An 18,361-nucleotide genomic window follows, 5' to 3' on the forward strand; every position below is an offset into this window, starting at 1 on the left:
CGCCAGCCCGGCAGCGGTCAGAACAGTGCTCCGCAGAAGGTTGCCACGCATGATGATCAAACCCTTTCGATCGGGGGAAACACGACCGGCGAAAAAGGGGGGGATGCCGGCACGCGCTCGGGAAAGGTGGACCAGCCCGGCAGGGGGTGCTCGGGGGTCCGACAGGATCAACCCGGCCTGCTGCTCGGGCGACCAAGGGGATGTAACCAACCCGGACCCCGGACCATTCCGGCCGACCGCCAACCCAACCGGGTGCGGCTCAGGGATCCCGACCAGGCGCCGGGGCGCCCACGGTCACGGCATGTACAACGACCCGACCCACCCACCGATTCCGCCACCCGGATGGCCCCGACCACGGCACAGAAGGCCTCAGACCGGACAGGCGCGCCCAGCACCGCCCAACCCGAACCGGACATCCCGCCCAACGTGACCCTGCACAGCCGGTGGGGACGCGAAACCCTGACAGACCTAGGAAATGGCCCCCGGAGGGGCCGAACCTTCCAAGGTCCTTCGAAGCGACGACCTGCCGGCGTGCCGCACCACAGTCCGCGCTCACGCGAGGTGGGCGGCGCCCAACGACGACCGACGCGATGCTGTCGCGGGTCAGCCGGGCTGGTGACGGACGCAGACAGGGCGACGGCCCGGTGGCGGGTGCCACCGGGCCGTCGCCCGTCGTGCGGTATGTGCCCTTACTCGTCCGCGCCTGCGGTGGCCGCGCCACCGAGGTCGGCCGGGACGGCGTCCGGCACCTCGACCGGCTTGTCCGCACCGCGGAAGACGAGCTTGGACTTGTCGATGTTGTTCGGGTCGCCCTCGCAGTCCACCACGACGATCTGACCCGGGGTCAGCTCGTTGAAGAGGATCCGCTCGGACAGGTTGTCCTCGATGTCGCGCTGGATCGTGCGACGCAGCGGACGCGCACCGAGCACGGGGTCGAAGCCCTTGGTCGCCAGGTACTTCTTGGCGCTCTCGGTCAGCTCGAGACCCATGTCCTTGTTCCTCAGCTGGGTCTCGATGCGGGAGATCATGATGTCGACGATCGACAGGATCTCCTGCTGACGCAGCTGGTGGAAGACGATGGTGTCGTCGATCCGGTTGAGGAACTCGGGCCGGAAGTGCTGCTTGAGCTCGTCGTTGACCTTCTGCTTCATCCGGTCGTAGTTCGACTCGGAGTCCTCAGAGGCCTGGAAGCCCAGCGACACCGCCTTGGCGACGTCCCGCGTGCCGAGGTTGGTGGTCAGGATGATGACCGTGTTCTTGAAGTCCACGATCCGGCCCTGCCCGTCGGTGAGCCGACCGTCCTCCAGGATCTGGAGCAGCGTGTTGAACACGTCCGGGTGGGCCTTCTCGATCTCGTCGAAGAGGACCACCGAGAACGGCCGACGCCGCACCTTCTCGGTCAGCTGCCCGCCCTCGTCGTAGCCGACGTAGCCGGGAGGGGCACCCACCAGCCGGGAGACCGTGTACCGGTCGTGGAACTCGGACATGTCCAGCTGGATCAGCGCGTCCTCGCTGCCGAAGAGGAACTCGGCGAGCGCCTTGGACAGCTCGGTCTTACCCACGCCGGACGGGCCGGCGAAGATGAACGAGCCGGAGGGGCGCTTCGGGTCCTTCAGGCCGGCCCGGGTACGCCGGATGGCCTTCGAGACCGCCTTGACCGCGTCCTCCTGGCCGATGACGCGCTTGTGCAGCTCGTCCTCCATGCGCAGCAGGCGCGAGGTCTCCTCCTCGGTCAGCTTGTAGACCGGGATGCCGGTCCAGTTGCCGAGCACCTCGGCGATCTGCTCGTCGTCGACCTCGCTGACGACGTCCAGGTCACCGGCCTTCCACTCCTTCTCCCGCTGTGCCTTCTGACCGAGGAGCTGCTTCTCCTTGTCACGCAGCTGGGCGGCGCGCTCGAAGTCCTGCGCGTCGATCGCGGACTCCTTGTCGCGGCGCACCTGGGCGATCCGCTCGTCGAAGTCGCGCAGGTCTGGCGGCGCGGTCATCCGGCGGATCCGCATCCGGGCACCGGCCTCGTCGATCAGGTCGATCGCCTTGTCCGGCAGGAAGCGGTCGGAGATGTACCGGTCGGCCAGCGTGGCGGCGGCCACCAGCGCGGCGTCGGTGATGCTCACCCGGTGGTGCGCCTCGTAGCGGTCACGCAGGCCCTTGAGGATCTCGATGGTGTGTGCCAGCGACGGCTCACCCACCTGGATCGGCTGGAAGCGGCGCTCGAGAGCGGCGTCCTTCTCCAGGTGCTTGCGGTACTCGTCGAGGGTGGTCGCGCCGATGGTCTGCAGCTCGCCACGGGCCAGCATCGGCTTGAGGATGCTCGCCGCGTCGATCGCGCCCTCGGCGGCACCCGCGCCGACCAGGGTGTGGATCTCGTCGATGAAGAGGATGATGTCGCCCCGGGTGCGGATCTCCTTGAGCACCTTCTTGAGGCGCTCCTCGAAGTCACCGCGGTAACGGGAACCGGCGACCAGCGCACCGAGGTCGAGCGTGTAGAGCTGCTTGTCCTTCAGCGTCTCGGGCACCTCGCCCTTGATGATCTTCTGGGACAGCCCCTCGACCACGGCGGTCTTGCCGACGCCGGGCTCACCGATCAGGACCGGGTTGTTCTTGGTACGGCGGGAGAGCACCTGCATGACCCGCTCGATTTCCTTCTCGCGCCCGATGACCGGGTCGAGCTTGCCCTCGCGGGCGGCCTGGGTCAGGTTACGGCCGAACTGGTCCAGCACCAGGCTGGTCGACGGCGCGGCCTCACCCGGCGCGGCACCGGCCGCCGCGGGCTCCTTGCCCTGGTAGCCGGAGAGCAGCTGGATCACCTGCTGGCGGACCCGGTTGAGGTCGGCACCCAGCTTGACCAGCACCTGGGCGGCGACGCCCTCGCCCTCACGGATCAGACCGAGCAGGATGTGCTCCGTGCCGATGTAGTTGTGGCCGAGCTGCAGCGCCTCGCGCAGCGACAGCTCCAGCACCTTCTTGGCCCGCGGCGTGAACGGGATGTGCCCGCTCGGTGCCTGCTGGCCCTGGCCGATGATCTCCTCGACCTGCTGACGGACGCCCTCGAGGGAGATGCCGAGGCTCTCCAGGGCCTTTGCCGCGACACCCTCACCCTCGTGGATCAGGCCCAGCAGGATGTGCTCCGTACCGATGTAGTTGTGGTTGAGCATCCGGGCCTCTTCCTGGGCCAGGACGACAACCCGTCGCGCTCGGTCGGTGAACCGCTCGAACATGCCCTCGTGCTCCTCACGTGCCGTGCGCCTTGATGGTCTAGATCTTGGCGGGGCCGGTGCGCGGACGTCCGGGACGGGCGTCCGTGCCTCATTACTCTATCGCCGCGGACCGACTCAGCTGAGGTCGTGTGTCCCCGTCAAATGCCGCGTACGCGTTGTTTTGCACAACCGTCCGCGCTCAGAAGGTGTTCCGGTAGCCCGGCCTCTACGCGCAGAGCGAAATTCGGCGACCTCCCGGACACCGCCAGCGGGGTGTGCGGGGCGCCTCGCGACCCGGACCCGGGCCGCCGGGACTCGTCCACAGGCTGTGGACAGAATCTCCACCGGCTGTGGACAACGCCCGCCCGTCCGGGTTTCTTCCCACCGACCGGCCGAGCCCCGAACCGGCGCCGGCCCCGCCGGCCGGGCGCCGCCCGCGAACCCGGGCGTCCGGCGGGGCCGGAACACGGCGACGCCGGCCCGGAGCGGTGCTCCGGACCGGCGTCGAGGCCGCGCGCTGCTCAGTGGCCGGCGCGGGCGTGGTACTCGTCGACGATCTCCTGGGGGATGCGGCCCCGGTCGGAGATGTCCTTGCCGGCCTTCTTGGCCCAGGCACGGATCGCCCTGTTCTGCTCGCGGTCGGCGGTCGCGCCGCCCCGGCCCCGGGCGGCCCGGCCACCCACGACCACGCCACCCCGGCCCACCTTCGTACCGTGGGCGATGTACGGAGCGAATACGTCCCGCAATTTCTCGGCGTTGGCGCTCGACAGGTCGATCTCGTACTGAACGCCGTCCAGCGCGAACTTGACGGTCTCGTCAGCGTCCCCGCCGTCCAGGTCATCGACCAGCTTATGAATGATCTGCTTGGCCACGTCCCACATTCCTTTCGAGCAGGGTGCACCTGCGAACTCGCAGGCAACAATAACCCGTAAGGCGCGCGGCGCGTCAATAGGATGCGCTAAAGAGTCGAAGAAGTCGACCGCTCACTCGGGGCGGACCAGCGGGAACAGGATGGTTTCCCGAATTCCCAGGCCGGTCAGCGACATGAGTAGCCGGTCGATTCCCATTCCCATGCCGCCGGCCGGCGGCATTCCGTACTCCATCGCCCGGAGAAAGTCCTCGTCGAGCCGCATGGCCTCGTCGTCACCGCGCGCGGCCAGCTGCGCCTGGGCCACCAGGCGCTCCCGCTGCACCACCGGGTCCACCAGCTCGGAGTACCCCGTGCCGAGCTCGAAACCGAGCACGTAGAGGTCCCACTTCTCGGTCAGCCCCGGCTCACTGCGGTGCGCCCGGACCAGCGGACTGGTCTCCTCCGGGTAGTCGCGTACGAAGGTGGGCTGGATCAGGCCGGGCACGACCAGTTCCTCGAACAGTTCCTCGGCGAGCTTGCCCGGACCCCACTTCGGGTCGACCGCCAGGCCGACCTTGTCGGCGTACTCGACCAGGCGCGTCCGCTCGGTGCGGACCGTGACCTCTTCGCCGAGCGCCTCGGAAAGGGACCCGAAGAGCGTCACCGAACGCCACTCACCGCCGAGGTCGAACTCGCGGCCGTCCGCGTGGGTCACCACGGTCGAGCCACTGACCGCGATCGCCGCCCGCTGGACGAGATAGCGAGTCAGCTCGGCGATCGTGTCGTAGTTGCCGTACGCCTCGTAGGCCTCCAGCATCGCGAACTCGGGCGAGTGCGAGGAGTCGATGCCCTCATTACGGAAGTTGCGGTTGATCTCGAAGACCCGGTCGACACCGCCCACGAGCGCGCGCTTGAGAAACAGTTCCGGCGCGATTCGCAGATACAGATCGGTGTCGAGCGCATTGCTGTGGGTGACGAATGGGCGGGCGGCCGCACCACCGTGCAGCAACTGGAGCATCGGGGTCTCCACCTCGAGGTAGCCCCGATCGTGCAGCGAGTCGCGGAGGCTGCGGACGGCGGTCGCCCGGGTACGCACCATCTGGCGCGCCTGCGGACGGACGATGAGGTCGACGTAGCGCTGCCGGACCCGGGCCTCCTCGCTCAGCGGCTTGTGCGCCACCGGCAGCGGGCGCAGCGCCTTGGCGGTGGTCGCCCACTCCTCCGCCAGGACCGACAGCTCGCCGCGCCGGCTGGTGATCACCTCACCGGTCACCCCGACCTGGTCGCCGAGGTCCACCAGGCGCTTCCAGTCCTCCAGCCGCTGCGCGCCGACCCGGTCCAGGGAGAGCATCGCCTGCAACTCGGTGCCGTCGCCGTCCCGGAGGGTGGCGAAGCAGAGCTTGCCGGTGTTGCGGATGAAGATCACCCGCCCGGTGACCGAGACGCGGTCCCCGGTGGCCGTGTCGGTGGGCAGGTCGGCGTACTTCTGCCGGATCGCCGCCAGGGTGCTGGTACGCGGGTAGCCGAGCGGGTACGGCTCGACGCCCTCGGCGAGCATCCGGTCCCGCTTCTCCCGGCGGACCTTCATCTGCTCGGGAAGGTCGTCGGCGGGGTCCACTGGTACGGCGTTCTGCTCGGTCACGGCACGCTTCCTCAGAAGGAGAATTCGGGCGGGTTCAGGCCCCGAGCGTACTCAAGGGTCCGCACGGTGGTTACGGGATAACCTGCCCGCCATGACCGACCCCACTCAGGCGCTCTCGTTCGGCGCGGCAGCCGCCGAATACGACCGGTACCGGCCCCGCTATCCGCAGGCCGCACTGCGCTGGGCGCTGGACGGCCTCGCTGCGCCCGCCCGGACGGTCGACCTGGGCGCCGGCACCGGCATCCTCGCCCGCGGCCTGCTCGCCCTCGGCCACGAGGTGACCGCCGTCGAACCCGACCCGGGGATGCGGGCGCAGTTCGCGGCGACCACGCCGGGCGCGCCGGCGCTGGCCGGCAGCGCGGAGTCGGTCCCGCTCCCCGACGGGTACGCCGACGCGGTGCTGGTCGGGCAGGCGTACCACTGGTTCGACCGGGAGCGGGCGCACTCGGAGATCGCCCGGGTGCTGCGGCCGGGCGGGGTCTTCGCCCCGGTGTGGAACCTCCGGGACGACCGGGTCGGGTGGGTGAACGACATGAACCGCATCGCCGAGATCGGTGGGACGGTGGACCGCCTGCTCGGTGACGTCACCGACTTCGGACCCGACCTCGACCGGCCGGAGTGGGCCGAGTTCACCCACGTCACCGAGCTGACGCCAGAGGACCTGCTCGGCATGGTGGGCACGCGCTCGTACCACCTCACGGCCACGCCGGAACGGCGCCGCCAGATCGACCGGGAGCTGCGCGCTCTCCTCGACACCCATCCGGAACTGGCCGGGCGCGAGGCGATCGTGTTGCCCTACCGGACGCTGGTCTTCCGCGCGCGACGGCGCTGAGCCCGCAGGTGTGAGAAGGGGCCCCGTCTCTACCGCAGGCGTTGACAAGGGGCCCTTCCTTGCACCTCAGACGTTGCGGTCGTAGACCATTCGCAGGCCGATCAGGGTGATCATCGGCTCGTGGTGGGTGATCGTCCGGCACTCGTTGATCACCAGCGAGGCCAGGCCGCCCGTGGCGATCACCGCCTTCACGTCCCCCATTTCCTCGCTCATCCGCTCGACGATCCGGTCCACCTGTCCGGCGAAGCCGAAGTAGAGGCCGGCCTGGAGGCACTCGACCGTGTTCTTCCCGATCACCGAGCGCGGCCGGGTTGCCTCGACCTTTCTCAGCTGCGCGGCGCGGGCGGCGAGGGCGTCGAAGGAGATCTCGATGCCGGGCGCGAACGCGCCGCCCAGGAACTCCCCCCGGGCGCTGATCACGTCGAAGTTGGTGGTGGTGCCGAAGTCCACGACGATCGACGGCCCGCCGTAGAGGGTGTGGGCGGCCAGGGTGTTGACCACCCGGTCGGCACCCACCTCCTTGGGGTTGTCGATCGCGAGCTGCACGCCGGTGCGCACCCCCGGCTCGACGATCACGTGCGGCAGGTCGGCGTAGTAGCGGTCGAGCATCGTCCGCAGCGAGCGCAGTGCGGCGGGCACGGTCGAACAGGCGGCCACCCCGGTGATCTCGACGGCGTCGCCGGCCAGCAGGCCACGGAACATCAGGCCCAACTCGTCAGCCGTCGACCGCGCATCGGTCTTGATCCGCCACGAATGCACCAGCTTGTCACCGTCGAACGTCGCCAGCACGGTGTTGGTGTTTCCGATGTCGATGCAGAGCAGCACGCTCGCAGCCTAGACAACGCCGATATCGGCGGAGCGCGCAGCGGCCGGTGAACCGTATCCTGGTCCACATCGCGACATGAACATCGGTCTATCCACGGTGCGCCGGACGGGGAGCGGACATGTCGGGGATGTGGTGGATCCGCGGGCGCAACGCGTTGCGCCGGCGCCGCCGGCACGTGCTCGTCCTCGCCGCCCTGGCCGGCGGGGCACTCTGGATGATCGTCCAGGCCTGGCGGTCCGGGCAGACCTTCCGGGGCGACCTCTACCTGAACGTCGGCGCCGCACTGATCATGACCCTGCTGACGTACGTGGTGCTGAACCCGCTCTTCCGGGAACTCCAGACCGCCAGCATCATCGAGCACCCCCGCCTCGACCGGGACGCTCTGATCGAGCGGGTGGCGCAGTCCCGGGAGACGGTGGCGATCCTGGAGACGTGGACCAGCATGCTGGAGGGCCCGTACGCGGCCCGGTTCTCCCACGCGCTGCGGTGCGCCCTCGCCAACGGCGCCACCGTACGGATGCTGCTGCTCGACCCGGACTCGCCGGCGGTCCGGCTGCGGGGGGCGGAGCTGCGCCGGCGCGACGCCTCGGTGGCGATCCTCAACAACATCTGGCACCTGGCCCGGCTGCGGGAGGACCTGCCGGAGTCCAGCCGGGCGCGCCTGCAGGTACGGGTCTACAACGCCGCGCCGTCGGTGCAGATGTACCGCTGGGACGGCAAGGCGTTCATCTCGTTCTTCCCGGTCCGGGGCAGCACCTTCGACACCCAGCAGATCGAGGCGTACGTCTCCACGCCACTCGGGGAGTTCGTGGCCGACCGGTTCACCGAGCTGTGGGAGACCGCCCCGGTCCAGGATCTCGAGTCCTGCCTGACGCTGCGGCTGTGCCTGCGCCAGGCCGGGCGGGAGTTGGAGACGTGCGAGGCGCTCTACGTCCGGGTCGACGGCGACTGGTACATCGCCGGGCGGGACCTGGTCCGCAACGTCGCCCGCCACGGCCTGGGCGGGCTGACCGTCGTGCTGGACCGGCCGGAGGCCGCCGGTGAGGTGTTCGACCTCGGGGAGGCCGACGAACTGGCCCCCGAGGTGTACCGCCGGGTGGTCGAGCTGTTCCGCGCCAAGTACGGCCTCGACGGCCGGCACGACACCGAGAACCGGGTGATCTTCAACTTGGTGGACCCGCGGCTGACCCGCGCCGCGTGACGGTCACTCCGTCCGCAGGTCCAGGGCGATGTCCAGGATGGGCGAGGAGTGGGTGAGCGCGCCCACCGACAGGAAGTCCACGCCGGTGGCCGCGTACTCGGCCGCCACGCCCAGGGTCAGCCCGCCGGTCGCCTCCAACTGGGCCCGGTTCCCGACCGCGCACACCACCTCGCGCAGCATCTCCGGTCGCATGTTGTCGAGCAGCAGGAAGTCCGCCCCGGCCTCCACCGCCTGGATCGCCTCGGCGACCGTGTCGACCTCCACCTGCACCGGCACGTCCGGGAACGCCTCGCGGACCCGCCGGAACGCCGCCGCGACCCCGCCCGCCGCCAGCTTGTGGTTGTCCTTGACCATCGCGACGTCGTGCAGGCCCATCCGCTTGTTGGTGCCACCGCCGGCGCGGACCGCGTACTTCTCCAGCACCCGCAGCCCCGGCGTCGTCTTGCGGGTGTCGAGCACCATCGCCTTCGTGCCCGCCACCGCGTCCGCCCAGGCGCGGGTGTGGGTGGCCACCCCGGACATCCGGGAGAGCAGGTTGAGCGCGGTGCGCTCGGCGGTGAGCAGCAGCCGGGTCGGGCCGGTCACCGTCGCCAGCACGTCGCCGCGGGCCACCCGCTGCCCGTCGTGGGCCACCAGGGACACCCGCACCGTACGCTCGGCCCCGGTCACCTCGCCGACCAGCTCGAACACGGCGGCGGCCACCGGCAGACCGGCCACCACCCCGTCGGCGCGGGCCACCACGTCGGCCGTGTCGGTCTGGGTGTCGGGAATGGTGGCGACGCTGGTGACGTCGAGGAAGTCCGGGCCCAGGTCCTCGACGAGCGCGTCGGTCACCACCCGGCGTACCCGCTCCGGGTCCAGGCCGGCGTCGCGCAACGCGCGCTCGGTCTCCTCGGTCATCATGCCTCCTTCGTTCGCGACCGCGGGGCTCGCGGGACCGGCTCACTCCTCGCGCTCACCGCGCCTCCTGCCACTCCCGCGTCAGCCGGCCCTGCGCCCCGATCGAGCCGACCAGGTGGCCGCGCCACCGCTCGTCGGCGACCGGGAAGTCTTCCCGCCAGTGGCAGCCCCGGGTCTCCTCGCGGGCGTACGCGGCGGCCACCAGCGTCGACGCCACGGTGAGCAGGTTGGTGGCCTCCCAGTCCGGGGTGCGCGGCGTACCCCGGCCGGCGCCCAGAGCGCCCAGCGTGGCGGCCGTGTCGGCCAGCGTCGCGCCGGACCGCAGCACCCCGGCGCCCCGGGTCATCGCCCGTTGCAGGGCCGGCGTGCCGGTGGCGGGCAGCACCCACCCCGCACCGCCGGTCCAGGCACCGGTGCCCGCCGGCTTCGCCTGCTCCGGCAGGCCGGTCGCCAGGTCGTCGGCGATCCGCCGGGAGAACACCAGGCCCTCCAGCAGGGAGTTGCTGGCCAGGCGGTTCGCGCCGTGCACGCCCGTGCAGGCGACCTCGCCGCAGGCGTACAGGCCGGGGATCGAGGTGCGGCCGTGCAGGTCGGTGCGGACGCCGCCGGACGCGTAGTGGGCGGCGGGGGCGACCGGGATCAGGTCGGTCGCCGGGTCGACGCCGATGGCCAGGCAGGAGGCCACGATCGTGGGGAACCGCCGGGCGAGGAACTCACCGCCGAGGTGCCGGGCGTCGAGGAAGACGTGGTCCGCGCCGGTGGCGACCAGCACCCGGTGGATGCCCTTGGCGACCACGTCCCGGGGAGCCAGCTCGGCCAGCTCGTGCTGCCCGACCATGAACCGCTTGCCGTCGCCGTCCACCAGGTAAGCACCCTCGCCGCGCAGCGCCTCGGAGACCAGCGGCTGCTGGGCGTGCCCGGCGCCGGGCGTACGGGCGTGCTCCGGGACGATGAGCGCGGTGGGGTGGAACTGGACGAACTCCACGTCGGTGACGGCGGCGCCGGCCCGCAGCGCGAGCGCCACCCCGTCGCCGGTGGAGACCGCCGGGTTGGTGGTGGCCGCGAAGATCTGCCCCATCCCGCCGGTGGCGAGCACCACGGCGCGGGCCAGGATCGCGCCGACGCCGTCCTCGCTGCCCTCGCCGAGCACGTGCAGCGTGACGCCGCAGGCCGGGCCGAGCCCGTCCGGGCCGTCACCGGGAGCCCGGAGCAGGTCCAGTACCAGGGCGTGCTCGACCAGCCGGATCCACGGGTCCCGGCGGACGGCGGCGTGCAGCGCCCGCTGCACCTCGGCCCCGGTGGCGTCGCCGCCGGCGTGCACGATGCGGTCCGCCCGGTGCCCGCCCTCGCGGGTCAGCATCAGCGAGCCGTCCGGGTTGCGGTCGAACTCGGCACCGATCCGGATGAGCTCCCGGAGGCGGGTCGGCCCCTCCTCGACCAGGACGCGGACGGCCGCCGGGTCACAGAGTCCGACGCCGGCTGTCTCGGTGTCCGAGGCGTGCGCCGCCGGGGTGTCGTGGGGGTCGAGCACCGCCGCGATGCCGCCCTGCGCCCAGCGCGTGGAGCCCTCCTCGATGTCGACCTTGGTGACCACCGTGACGTGCAGGCCGGCCTCCCGCAGGTGCAGCGCGGCGGTCAGCCCGGCGACGCCGGAGCCGACGACGACCACGTCGGTCGTCTCCACCCAGCCGGGCGCGGGGGCGGCCAGCAGGCGGGGCAGGGCCGGCAGGTCGACGGTCGGTAGGTCCATGCCCCCAGTCAACCCGAAGGTGCCTCACCCGGGGCGGCGGGGGCGGGACGAGTGGTTTGGGCTACGCCGCGCCTGGGCGGTCGGTGCGCGCCGGACGCCCCGCCTCACCGTGTCCGGACCGGCAACCCGCTCGGGCCGGCGCCCTTGAGCGAGCCGGCCACCGCGCGGTCGCTGAGCCACAGGTAGCACCGCACTCCCCGGTCACCGACCCGCCACCGGCCCGCCCCGGGCGGGCGGACCACCACGTCGGCGCGGAACCGCAGCGTCAGGTCGTCGGGTACGCCCACGTACCGGGCGATCGTGCTGCGGCAACCCGCGTAGAGGGGCGCCCAGTCGGCGTCCCGGGCCGGGTACGGCCGGTCCGGTGCCCGCCACACCCCCACGAACTCGGCGTCATGGCGGGTGCCGCACTCCACCGGGAGCAACGTCTCGACGCCCCCGCCGCGGTCCCGCCGGCTCTGCTGGCAGCCGAGCCGCACCGGCGACGGGACGGCCAGCGCGCCGCGGAGACTGCCGGTGCGGGTGACCACGGTGGCGGCGGCCTCGGTCGTGGTCACCTCGGCCAGGTCGCACCGGTACCAGCGGGAGCCGGACGTCCAGCCGGCGGCCGACGGCACCGCCACGGACAGCCGCAGCCGGCCGGCACGCCAGTCGTCGCCCACGTACGCCGTGGCGCGGGTGTCGCAGTCGGCGAACGCGCCCCGGACGTCGGCCGAGCCGCCGGTCGGCGGGGCGCTCTGGCCGGCGGGGAACGCTCCGACGTGCACGGCCTCGACGCGGTGCGGCGCTGAGCAGTCGACCGGGTCGTACGCAGCCAGCGTCACCACGTCGGCGACGTCGGCGTGGCAGACCCCGCTCTCCGGCGTGAAGGGACCGGCCGCCGGAAGGGCCCGCCAGTCGTCGGTCAGGTCACCGTCACCGGGACCCGCGCAGCCACCCAGCAGCGCTCCCACGGCAAGAGCCGCGACTACGCCGCGCCCCACCCGGTGCCCCACGCCGCCTCCCCAGCCGACGCCCCAACGGGACGGTCCGACCAGAGTAACCGTGAATGACGCTCCGGTGACAGACGGCGTGTGCGCCCCCGAACCCCGCGATGCTGCGGCTGGCGCCCGGACAAGGCGGGCACAAAGCCCCCGTAAGGTGACCGAACCTGCGAGATCGCGGGAACGGACGCGGGTCAGGAGACGGTGGCGGCGGCCAGGGGGTTCGGCATCGGGTCGCCGGCCGTTCCAGGGGCGGCCGCCGTCGGATCGGTGTTCAGGTCGACGATCCGGTTGTCGGCGTCCACGTGTACGACGCGAGGCTGGTAGGTGCGGGCCTCGGCGTCGTCCATCTGCCCGTACGAGATGAGGATGACCAGGTCACCCGGGTGCACCAGGTGGGCCGCGGCGCCGTTGATGCCGATCACGCCGCTGCCCCGCTCACCCGGGATCACGTACGTCTCCAGCCGGGCGCCGTTGGTGATGTCCACGATCGCCACCTGCTCGCCGGGCAGCAGGTCGGCCGCGTCGAGCAGGTCCTGGTCCACCGTCACCGACCCGACGTAGTGCAGGTCGGCCTGGGTCACCGTGGCCCGGTGGATCTTCGACTTGAGCATGGTGCGCAGCATCGGAGCGACCTTTCGAGATGTGGTGGGGTCAGGAGGGCGCGGCGAGGTGGACGGGCGCGTTGTCGATCAGGCGGGTGGTGCCGACCCAGGCGGCGACGAGCAGCCGCGCCGGACCGGCCACCGGCCCCGGCTCCAGATCCGGGTCGGTGAGCACCAGGTAGTCCAGCTGCGCGCCCGGCGTACCCGAGCCGAAGGCGGCGTGCGCGGCGGCCAGGACCGCCCCCGCGTCCGCGCCCGCGTCGGCGGCCTCGGCCCCCGCGCGCAGCGCCGCCGACAGGCTCGACGCGGCCCCGCGCTCGGCCGGCGACAGGTAGCGGTTGCGGCTGGACAGCGCCAGCCCGTCCGCCTCCCGGACCGTCGGCACCCCGACGATCTCGACGGGCACGTCCAGGTCGCGGACCATCCGGCGGACCAGCGTCAGCTGCTGGTAGTCCTTCTCGCCGAAGAAGGCCAGGTCCGGGCGGGTGAGCTGGAGCAGCTTCAGCACCACGGTGAGCACCCCGTGGAAGAAGCCGGGCCGGCTCTGCCCCTCCAGCTCCTCGCCGAGCTGGCCCGGGTTGACCCGGACCCGGGGCTGGCCCTCCGGGTACATGTCCGCGACAGCGGGCGCGAAGACCACGTCCGCGCCGGCCCGGCGGCAGATCTCCAGGTCCGCGTCGAGCGTCCGCGGGTACCGGTCGAAGTCCTCGTTCGGGCCGAACTGCAGCGGGTTCACGAAGATCGTGACGATCACGCTGTCGGCCCGCTCGCGGGCGGCCCGCAGCAGCGTCTCGTGCCCGGAGTGCAGGGCACCCATGGTCATGACGACGCCGACGGTGCCCTCGAGCCCGGCACGCGCCGCCGCCAGTTCGGCGCGGGTGTGCACCAGCACGGTCACGCGGCCACCTCCCGGTCCCTCCCACTCAGCACGTCCAGCAGCGGCTCCGCGTCCACCGGGCGCAGCCGTCCCGCCGCGATCGCCCGGTCCGCGGTCCGTCGTGCCAACGCCAGATAGGGGGCCACGGATTCCGGCGCGGTCGCCGCGAGCCGGGCCAGGTGCCGCTCGACCGTGCCGGCGTCGCCCCGGGAGACCGGGCCGGTCAGCGCGTCGTCGCCGAGGCGCAGCGCGTTCTCCAGGGCCGCTCGCAGCAGCGGGGCGAGCACCTTCTCGGGCTGACCCACACCGGCGTCGCGCAGCCGGTCGGCCGCCTCGTTGACCAGGGTCACCAGATGGTTGGCGCCGTGCGCCAGCGCCGCGTGGTAGAGCGGCCGGTCCGCCTCGCCGATCCACTCCGGTACCCCGCCGAGGTCGGCGACCAGCCGGGCGGCGAGCGGGCGCAGCTCCGCCGGGGCGGTCACCCCGTACGAGATGCCGGCCAGGCGGGTCAGGTCGTCCGGCGTACCGGTGAAGGTCATCGCGGGGTGCAGGGCCAGCGGGCGGGCGCCGACCTCGGCGGCCGGGGCCAGCACGGCCAGCCCGTGCGCGCCGGAGGTGTGCGCGACCACCTGGCCGGGGCGCAGCGCGCCACTGCGGGCGAGCCCGGCGACCACGCCGGCGAGCGCGTCGTCCGGCACCGCGAGCAGCAGGAGGTCGGTGGCGGCCCGGGCCACCGAGGTGGCCGAGCGGCGCGGGACCGAGGGGAGCAGCAGCGCCAGCCGGGCGCGGGACGCGCCGGACACCGCGGCGGCGGCCACCACCCGGTGGCCGGCGGCGGCGAGGGCGGCTCCCAGGACGGCACCGACCCGGCCGGCGCCGATGACACCGACGGTCAGGAAACGGGGAGCGGGCGCGTCGACCGGCCGTGCGGCGGGACGCGGGCGCAGCGGAGCGCTCATCGTGACGATCCAGTCCTCGAGAAGGGGTACCGGTCGACCGCAAGTATGCGCCGCAGCGACGGAGCTGAAACAAGACTGTGTGAAAACGTTCACCGGTGGTGCCAGGGACCATGACACGATCCCTGGGCCCCGCACCGCGCCCGGCGGCCGGCACGGGGCCCCTGCTCTCACCTCAGGAAGCCGGCGTCCAGGAACTTGAAGTTGGTGTCGGCTCGGGCCTCGCCGTCCTGACCCGGCGTCTCCGGGATGTTCCGCCCGTCGTGCACGACCAGCAGGCCGCCCGGAAAGCCGGGCAGCGGCGTCGCGACGGCCGCGGCGCCGTCGCACTCCTGCGCGCCGTCCACCCGGCCGTCGACCACGGCGAAGTGGCCCGTCGGGCGGTTGGTACGCCGGTCGTACGTGTAGAAGGTGTCGTCGCCCTGGCTGGACACCACCAGGGTGCCGGTGCGGCGGCCCGTCGGGTAGATCGTCAGCCCCTCCACGTCCTGCGCGATCCGGCCGCCGAAGCCCGGGTCGGCCGCGCGGTCGGTCACGCAGTCCTCCTCCTCCGGGTCGTAGCTCGCCGGGACCCCGAACTCGCGGACCCGCTCGACCGGCACGACCGGGCCGGCGAACCGGCCGCCGACCAGCCGGGTCCGCCACAGGCCGACCTTCTCCTGGGCCAGGTACACCACGCCGGTGGCCGGGTCGACCACCGTCCCCTCCACCTGGGGGCCGTCACCCGGATCGGTGCACGGCGACCAGGAACTGCCGTCCGGGAGGGTGAACGTCGACGGCAGCGTCATCCGGTCCACCGGCCGGTAGGTGACCCGCCCGGCCCGTTCCACCAGCCGGAACACCCCCACCTCCGGGGTGCTGCGCCGGCTCACCACCGCGTACACGCCGCCGTCCCGGTCGGTGAACGTGCCCAGCCCGTACGCGGTCCGCTGGGTGTTGACCTCGGCCTGGTCGCGGCTGAAGGCGTACGGCACATCCGGTGCGGTGACGTCGACCAGCCGCCGGGTCGCCGGGTCGATCCGGTAGAACCGCAGCTGGTCCCGCCCCCGATCGGTCACCACCGCCAGGTCGACCGCGCGGCGACCGAGCCGGAAGCCGGGCACCAGGTCCACGTTGTTGAACCGGCCCGCCTCGTCCTCCGGGCCGGGGGCCGGCGGGGTCGGGATCGACTGCCGCTCCCGCGCCCGCAGGTCGTACACGCGCAGGCCGCCGTTCTTCGCGGTCGCCACGACCAGGCTGCCGGCGCGGTCGGTCGGGTGCACCCAGATCGCCGGGTCGTCGGCGTCCGCGTCACCGCCGGCCTCGTCGTCGAAGAGCGAGGGGGTCTCGGTCACCGCCCGCACCGGCCGGGGCCCGTCGGCCGGCGCGGCGCCGGCCGGGACGCCGGCCAACAGGAGGGGTACGACCGCCAGGGCGGGGATCACCAGTCGTCTCATACCGGCTGACCGTAGGGTCGGCACGGTGACGGCCCCTGAACGAGGGATGAACTGATGTCGATCCGCTGGCGGGACGCGATGGACCGGGCGCTCTACGGCCCGGGCGGCTTCTTCGTCGCCGGCTCCGGCCCGGCCGACCACTTCCGCACCAGCGTGCACGCCTCGCCGGCGTTCGCCTCGGCCCTGCTGCGCCTGATCAACCAGGTCGACGCGGCTCTCGGTCACCCCCCGGTGCTCGACGTCGTCGACGTCGGGGCGGGCCGCGGTGAACTCGTGCGTTCCCTCGCCGCGTCGGTCACGGCCGGGGTTTCCGCGCCGGCTCCGCTGGCCCAGCGGGTACGGTTCACCGCCGTCGAACTCGCCCCGCGCCCCGCGGACCTGCCCACGCGGATCAGGTGGGTGGACGAGATGCCCGCCGGGATCACCGGGGTGCTCCTGGCGACCGAATGGCTCGACAACATTCCCCTGGACCTGGCGGTGCCCGCCTCAGACGGTTGGCGCTACCTCCTGGTGGACCCCACCACCGGCGAGGAGACCCTGGGTGACCCGGTGCGCCCCGAAGACGCCAACTGGCTGACCACCTGGTGGCCCCTCCGCACCCCCGCACCGTTGATCAAGACGTTTTCGGCATCGAGCGACCTCGGATCGGACGAAAACCTCTTGATCAACGGGGTTGGGGGGCGGGCGGAGATCGGCCGGAGCAGGGATGAGGCGTGGGGTAGGGTGCTGCGCCACGTCGACCGGGGACTGGCCGTGGCGGTGGACTACGGGCACCTGCGGGACGGGCGGCCCGTCGACGGCACGCTGACCGGGTACCGGGGTGGGCGGCAGGTCCGTCCGGTGCCCGACGGGTCGTGTGATGTCACCGCGCACGTCGCCATGGACTCGGTCGCCTCCACCGGCGAGCGGGTCGCGCGGTGTGCGTACTCCCTGGTGTCGCAGCGGGAGGCGCTGCGGGCGCTCGGGGCCGACGGCGCCCGCCCGGCGCTGAGCCTGGCCGTCGGCGACCCCGCGGGGTACGTGCGGGCGCTGGCCGCCGCGTCGGCGGTGGCCGAGCTGACCGACCCGGCCGGCCTCGGCGGGCACTGGTGGCTGCTGCAACCGGTCGGCGTCACCCTCGACCCGTTCGTGGCACGATGACGGGCATGACCACGGACGCCGACCTCCGCGAACTGACCGTCGGCACCGGCGCCGGCGGGGAGCAGCTCGGCACCGACATGGTGCTCAACATCGGGCCGCAGCACCCCTCGACGCACGGAGTGCTCCGGCTGCGGCTGGTGCTCGACGGCGAACGCGTGGTGAGCGCCGAGCCGATCGTCGGGTACATGCACCGGGGCGCGGAGAAGCTGTTCGAGGTCCGCGACTACCGGCAGATCATCGTGCTGGCGAACCGGCACGACTGGCTGTCGGCCTTCTCGAACGAGCTGGGCGTGGTGCTGGCCGTCGAACGGATGATGGGCATGGAGGTGCCGGAGCGTGCCACCTGGCTGCGGATGGCGCTCGCCGAGCTGAACCGGGTGCTCAACCACCTGATGTTCCTCGGGTCGTACCCGCTGGAGATCGGCGCGATCACCCCGATGTTCTACGCGTTCCGGGAACGGGAGACCCTCCAGGCGGTGATGGAGGAGGTCTCCGGCGGGCGGGTCCACTACATGTACAACCGGGTCGGCGGGCTCAAGGAGGAGGTGCCGGCCGGCTGGACCGGCCGGGCCCGGGCCGCCGTCGGCGAGGCACGGCGACGGATGCCGGACATCGACCACCTGATCCGGCGCAACGAGATCTTCCTGGCCCGCACCGTCGGTGTGGGGGTGCTGTCCGCGGCGGACGCCGCCGCGTTCGGCGCGTCCGGGCCGGTCGCGCGGGCCTCCGGGCTCGATTTGGACCTGCGGCGCGACGAGCCGTACCTGGCGTACGACCAGCTCGACGTGCCGGTGGTGACGAAGACGGCCGGTGACTGCCACGCCCGCTTCGAGGTGCTGCTCGACCAGGTGTACGCGTCACTCGACCTCGCCGAGCAGTGCCTGGACCGGGTGGACCGGATCACCGGCCCGGTGAACACGCGGCTGCCGAAGGTGCTCAAGGCGCCCGAGGGGCACACCTACGCCTGGACCGAGAACCCGCTCGGCATCAACGGCTACTACCTGGTGTCGCGCGGTGAGAAGACGCCGTGGCGGCTCAAGCTGCGCACCGCCTCGTACGCCAACGTGCAGGCGCTGGCAACGCTGCTGCCCGGCTGCCTGGTCCCGGACCTGATCGCCATCCTCGGCTCGATGTTCTTCGTGGTCGGCGACATCGACAAGTAG

15 protein-coding genes are annotated in these 18,361 nt (G+C 72.3%); 4 read left to right on the plus strand and 11 right to left on the minus strand.

Translation table 11 applies throughout. The annotated features are described in order from the left end of the window. Positions 1-689: 689 nt before the first annotated feature. The 3 genes from AB0873_RS26385 to lysS all read right to left on the minus strand — a co-directional run bounded on the left by AB0873_RS26385 (position 690) and on the right by lysS (position 5,692). A complete protein-coding gene (locus AB0873_RS26385; protein ID WP_155329929.1) occupies positions 690-3,221 on the minus strand; it encodes an ATP-dependent Clp protease ATP-binding subunit in 2,532 nt (843 codons plus the stop codon). Between the two features lie 500 nt (positions 3,222-3,721). Further along, complete coding sequence (locus AB0873_RS26390; RefSeq protein ID WP_305070152.1) at positions 3,722-4,072, minus strand: Lsr2 family protein; 351 nt, start codon at positions 4,070-4,072, stop codon at positions 3,722-3,724. A 111-nt stretch (positions 4,073-4,183) separates the two neighbouring features. Continuing rightward, the gene (gene lysS / locus AB0873_RS26395) at positions 4,184-5,692 is read right to left on the minus strand and encodes a lysine--tRNA ligase (protein WP_366602961.1); all 1,509 of its coding nucleotides are present in this window, start codon (positions 5,690-5,692) and stop codon (positions 4,184-4,186) included. A gap of 91 nt (positions 5,693-5,783) precedes the next feature. Between lysS and AB0873_RS26400 the strand changes: the two genes are divergently transcribed. Then, on the plus strand, positions 5,784-6,524 hold the full coding sequence (locus AB0873_RS26400; protein ID WP_366602963.1) for a class I SAM-dependent methyltransferase: 741 nt from the start codon (positions 5,784-5,786) through the stop codon (positions 6,522-6,524). Positions 6,525-6,590: 66 nt separating this feature from the next. Here AB0873_RS26400 and AB0873_RS26405 read toward each other — a convergent pair whose 3' ends face one another. Then, on the minus strand, positions 6,591-7,349 hold the full coding sequence (locus AB0873_RS26405) for a type III pantothenate kinase (RefSeq protein WP_366602964.1): 759 nt from the start codon (positions 7,347-7,349) through the stop codon (positions 6,591-6,593). 119 nt (positions 7,350-7,468) lie between these two features. Between AB0873_RS26405 and AB0873_RS26410 the strand changes: the two genes are divergently transcribed. Then, positions 7,469-8,551 (plus strand): DUF5919 domain-containing protein, encoded by a 1,083-nt coding sequence (locus AB0873_RS26410; protein ID WP_366602966.1) that lies wholly within the window; start codon positions 7,469-7,471, stop codon positions 8,549-8,551. Positions 8,552-8,554: 3 nt separating this feature from the next. Here AB0873_RS26410 and nadC read toward each other — a convergent pair whose 3' ends face one another. From nadC to AB0873_RS26445, 7 genes are all read right to left on the minus strand, one after another. Beyond that, positions 8,555-9,451, minus strand: coding sequence for a carboxylating nicotinate-nucleotide diphosphorylase (nadC, locus tag AB0873_RS26415; RefSeq protein WP_366602968.1), 897 nt, complete (start codon positions 9,449-9,451; stop codon positions 8,555-8,557). Between the two features lie 55 nt (positions 9,452-9,506). Beyond that, a complete protein-coding gene (locus AB0873_RS26420; protein ID WP_366602969.1) occupies positions 9,507-11,201 on the minus strand; it encodes an L-aspartate oxidase in 1,695 nt (564 codons plus the stop codon). A 104-nt stretch (positions 11,202-11,305) separates the two neighbouring features. After that, the gene (locus tag AB0873_RS26425) at positions 11,306-12,196 is read right to left on the minus strand and encodes a septum formation family protein (protein ID WP_366602971.1); all 891 of its coding nucleotides are present in this window, start codon (positions 12,194-12,196) and stop codon (positions 11,306-11,308) included. Between the two features lie 182 nt (positions 12,197-12,378). Further along, the gene (gene panD / locus AB0873_RS26430) at positions 12,379-12,810 is read right to left on the minus strand and encodes an aspartate 1-decarboxylase (RefSeq protein WP_366602973.1); all 432 of its coding nucleotides are present in this window, start codon (positions 12,808-12,810) and stop codon (positions 12,379-12,381) included. Positions 12,811-12,838: 28 nt separating this feature from the next. Next, positions 12,839-13,687: a pantoate--beta-alanine ligase gene (panC, locus tag AB0873_RS26435; RefSeq protein WP_155329919.1), complete on the minus strand. Its 849-nt coding sequence runs from the start codon at positions 13,685-13,687 to the stop codon at positions 12,839-12,841. Next, positions 13,684-14,625, minus strand: a complete 942-nt coding sequence (locus tag AB0873_RS26440) for a Rossmann-like and DUF2520 domain-containing protein (protein WP_366602976.1) — start codon at positions 14,623-14,625, stop codon at positions 13,684-13,686. Before AB0873_RS26440 ends, panC begins: the two co-directional genes overlap by 4 nt. 167 nt (positions 14,626-14,792) lie before the next feature. After that, entirely contained in the window at positions 14,793-16,058 is a 1,266-nt protein-coding gene (locus AB0873_RS26445; protein ID WP_366602977.1) for a phytase, read from the minus strand. A 54-nt stretch (positions 16,059-16,112) separates the two neighbouring features. On the opposite strand from AB0873_RS26445, the gene AB0873_RS26450 reads away from it, so the two are divergent. Further along, complete coding sequence (locus AB0873_RS26450; protein ID WP_366602979.1) at positions 16,113-17,198, plus strand: SAM-dependent methyltransferase; 1,086 nt, start codon at positions 16,113-16,115, stop codon at positions 17,196-17,198. Beyond that, positions 17,195-18,361: an NADH-quinone oxidoreductase subunit D gene (locus AB0873_RS26455; RefSeq protein WP_366602981.1), complete on the plus strand. Its 1,167-nt coding sequence runs from the start codon at positions 17,195-17,197 to the stop codon at positions 18,359-18,361. The genes AB0873_RS26450 and AB0873_RS26455 overlap by 4 nt, the downstream gene beginning before the upstream one ends.

Origin of the sequence: Micromonospora sp. NPDC047707 (assembly GCF_040704235.1) — a bacterium.
In the GTDB taxonomy this organism is placed as follows: domain Bacteria; phylum Actinomycetota; class Actinomycetes; order Mycobacteriales; family Micromonosporaceae; genus Micromonospora.

Coding starts and splice junctions, on each gene's coding strand:
- AB0873_RS26440 (WP_366602976.1), bottom strand. CDS start 14,625: ATGAGCGCTCCGCTGCGCCCGCGTCCCGCCGCACGGCCGGTCGACGCG.
- AB0873_RS26400 (WP_366602963.1), top strand. CDS start 5,784: ATGACCGACCCCACTCAGGCGCTCTCGTTCGGCGCGGCAGCCGCCGAA.
- panD (WP_366602973.1), bottom strand. CDS start 12,810: ATGCTGCGCACCATGCTCAAGTCGAAGATCCACCGGGCCACGGTGACC.
- AB0873_RS26455 (WP_366602981.1), top strand. CDS start 17,195: ATGACGGGCATGACCACGGACGCCGACCTCCGCGAACTGACCGTCGGC.
- AB0873_RS26420 (WP_366602969.1), bottom strand. CDS start 11,201: ATGGACCTACCGACCGTCGACCTGCCGGCCCTGCCCCGCCTGCTGGCC.
- AB0873_RS26385 (WP_155329929.1), bottom strand. CDS start 3,221: ATGTTCGAGCGGTTCACCGACCGAGCGCGACGGGTTGTCGTCCTGGCC.
- nadC (WP_366602968.1), bottom strand. CDS start 9,451: ATGACCGAGGAGACCGAGCGCGCGTTGCGCGACGCCGGCCTGGACCCG.
- AB0873_RS26410 (WP_366602966.1), top strand. CDS start 7,469: ATGTCGGGGATGTGGTGGATCCGCGGGCGCAACGCGTTGCGCCGGCGC.
- AB0873_RS26445 (WP_366602977.1), bottom strand. CDS start 16,058: ATGAGACGACTGGTGATCCCCGCCCTGGCGGTCGTACCCCTCCTGTTG.
- AB0873_RS26450 (WP_366602979.1), top strand. CDS start 16,113: ATGTCGATCCGCTGGCGGGACGCGATGGACCGGGCGCTCTACGGCCCG.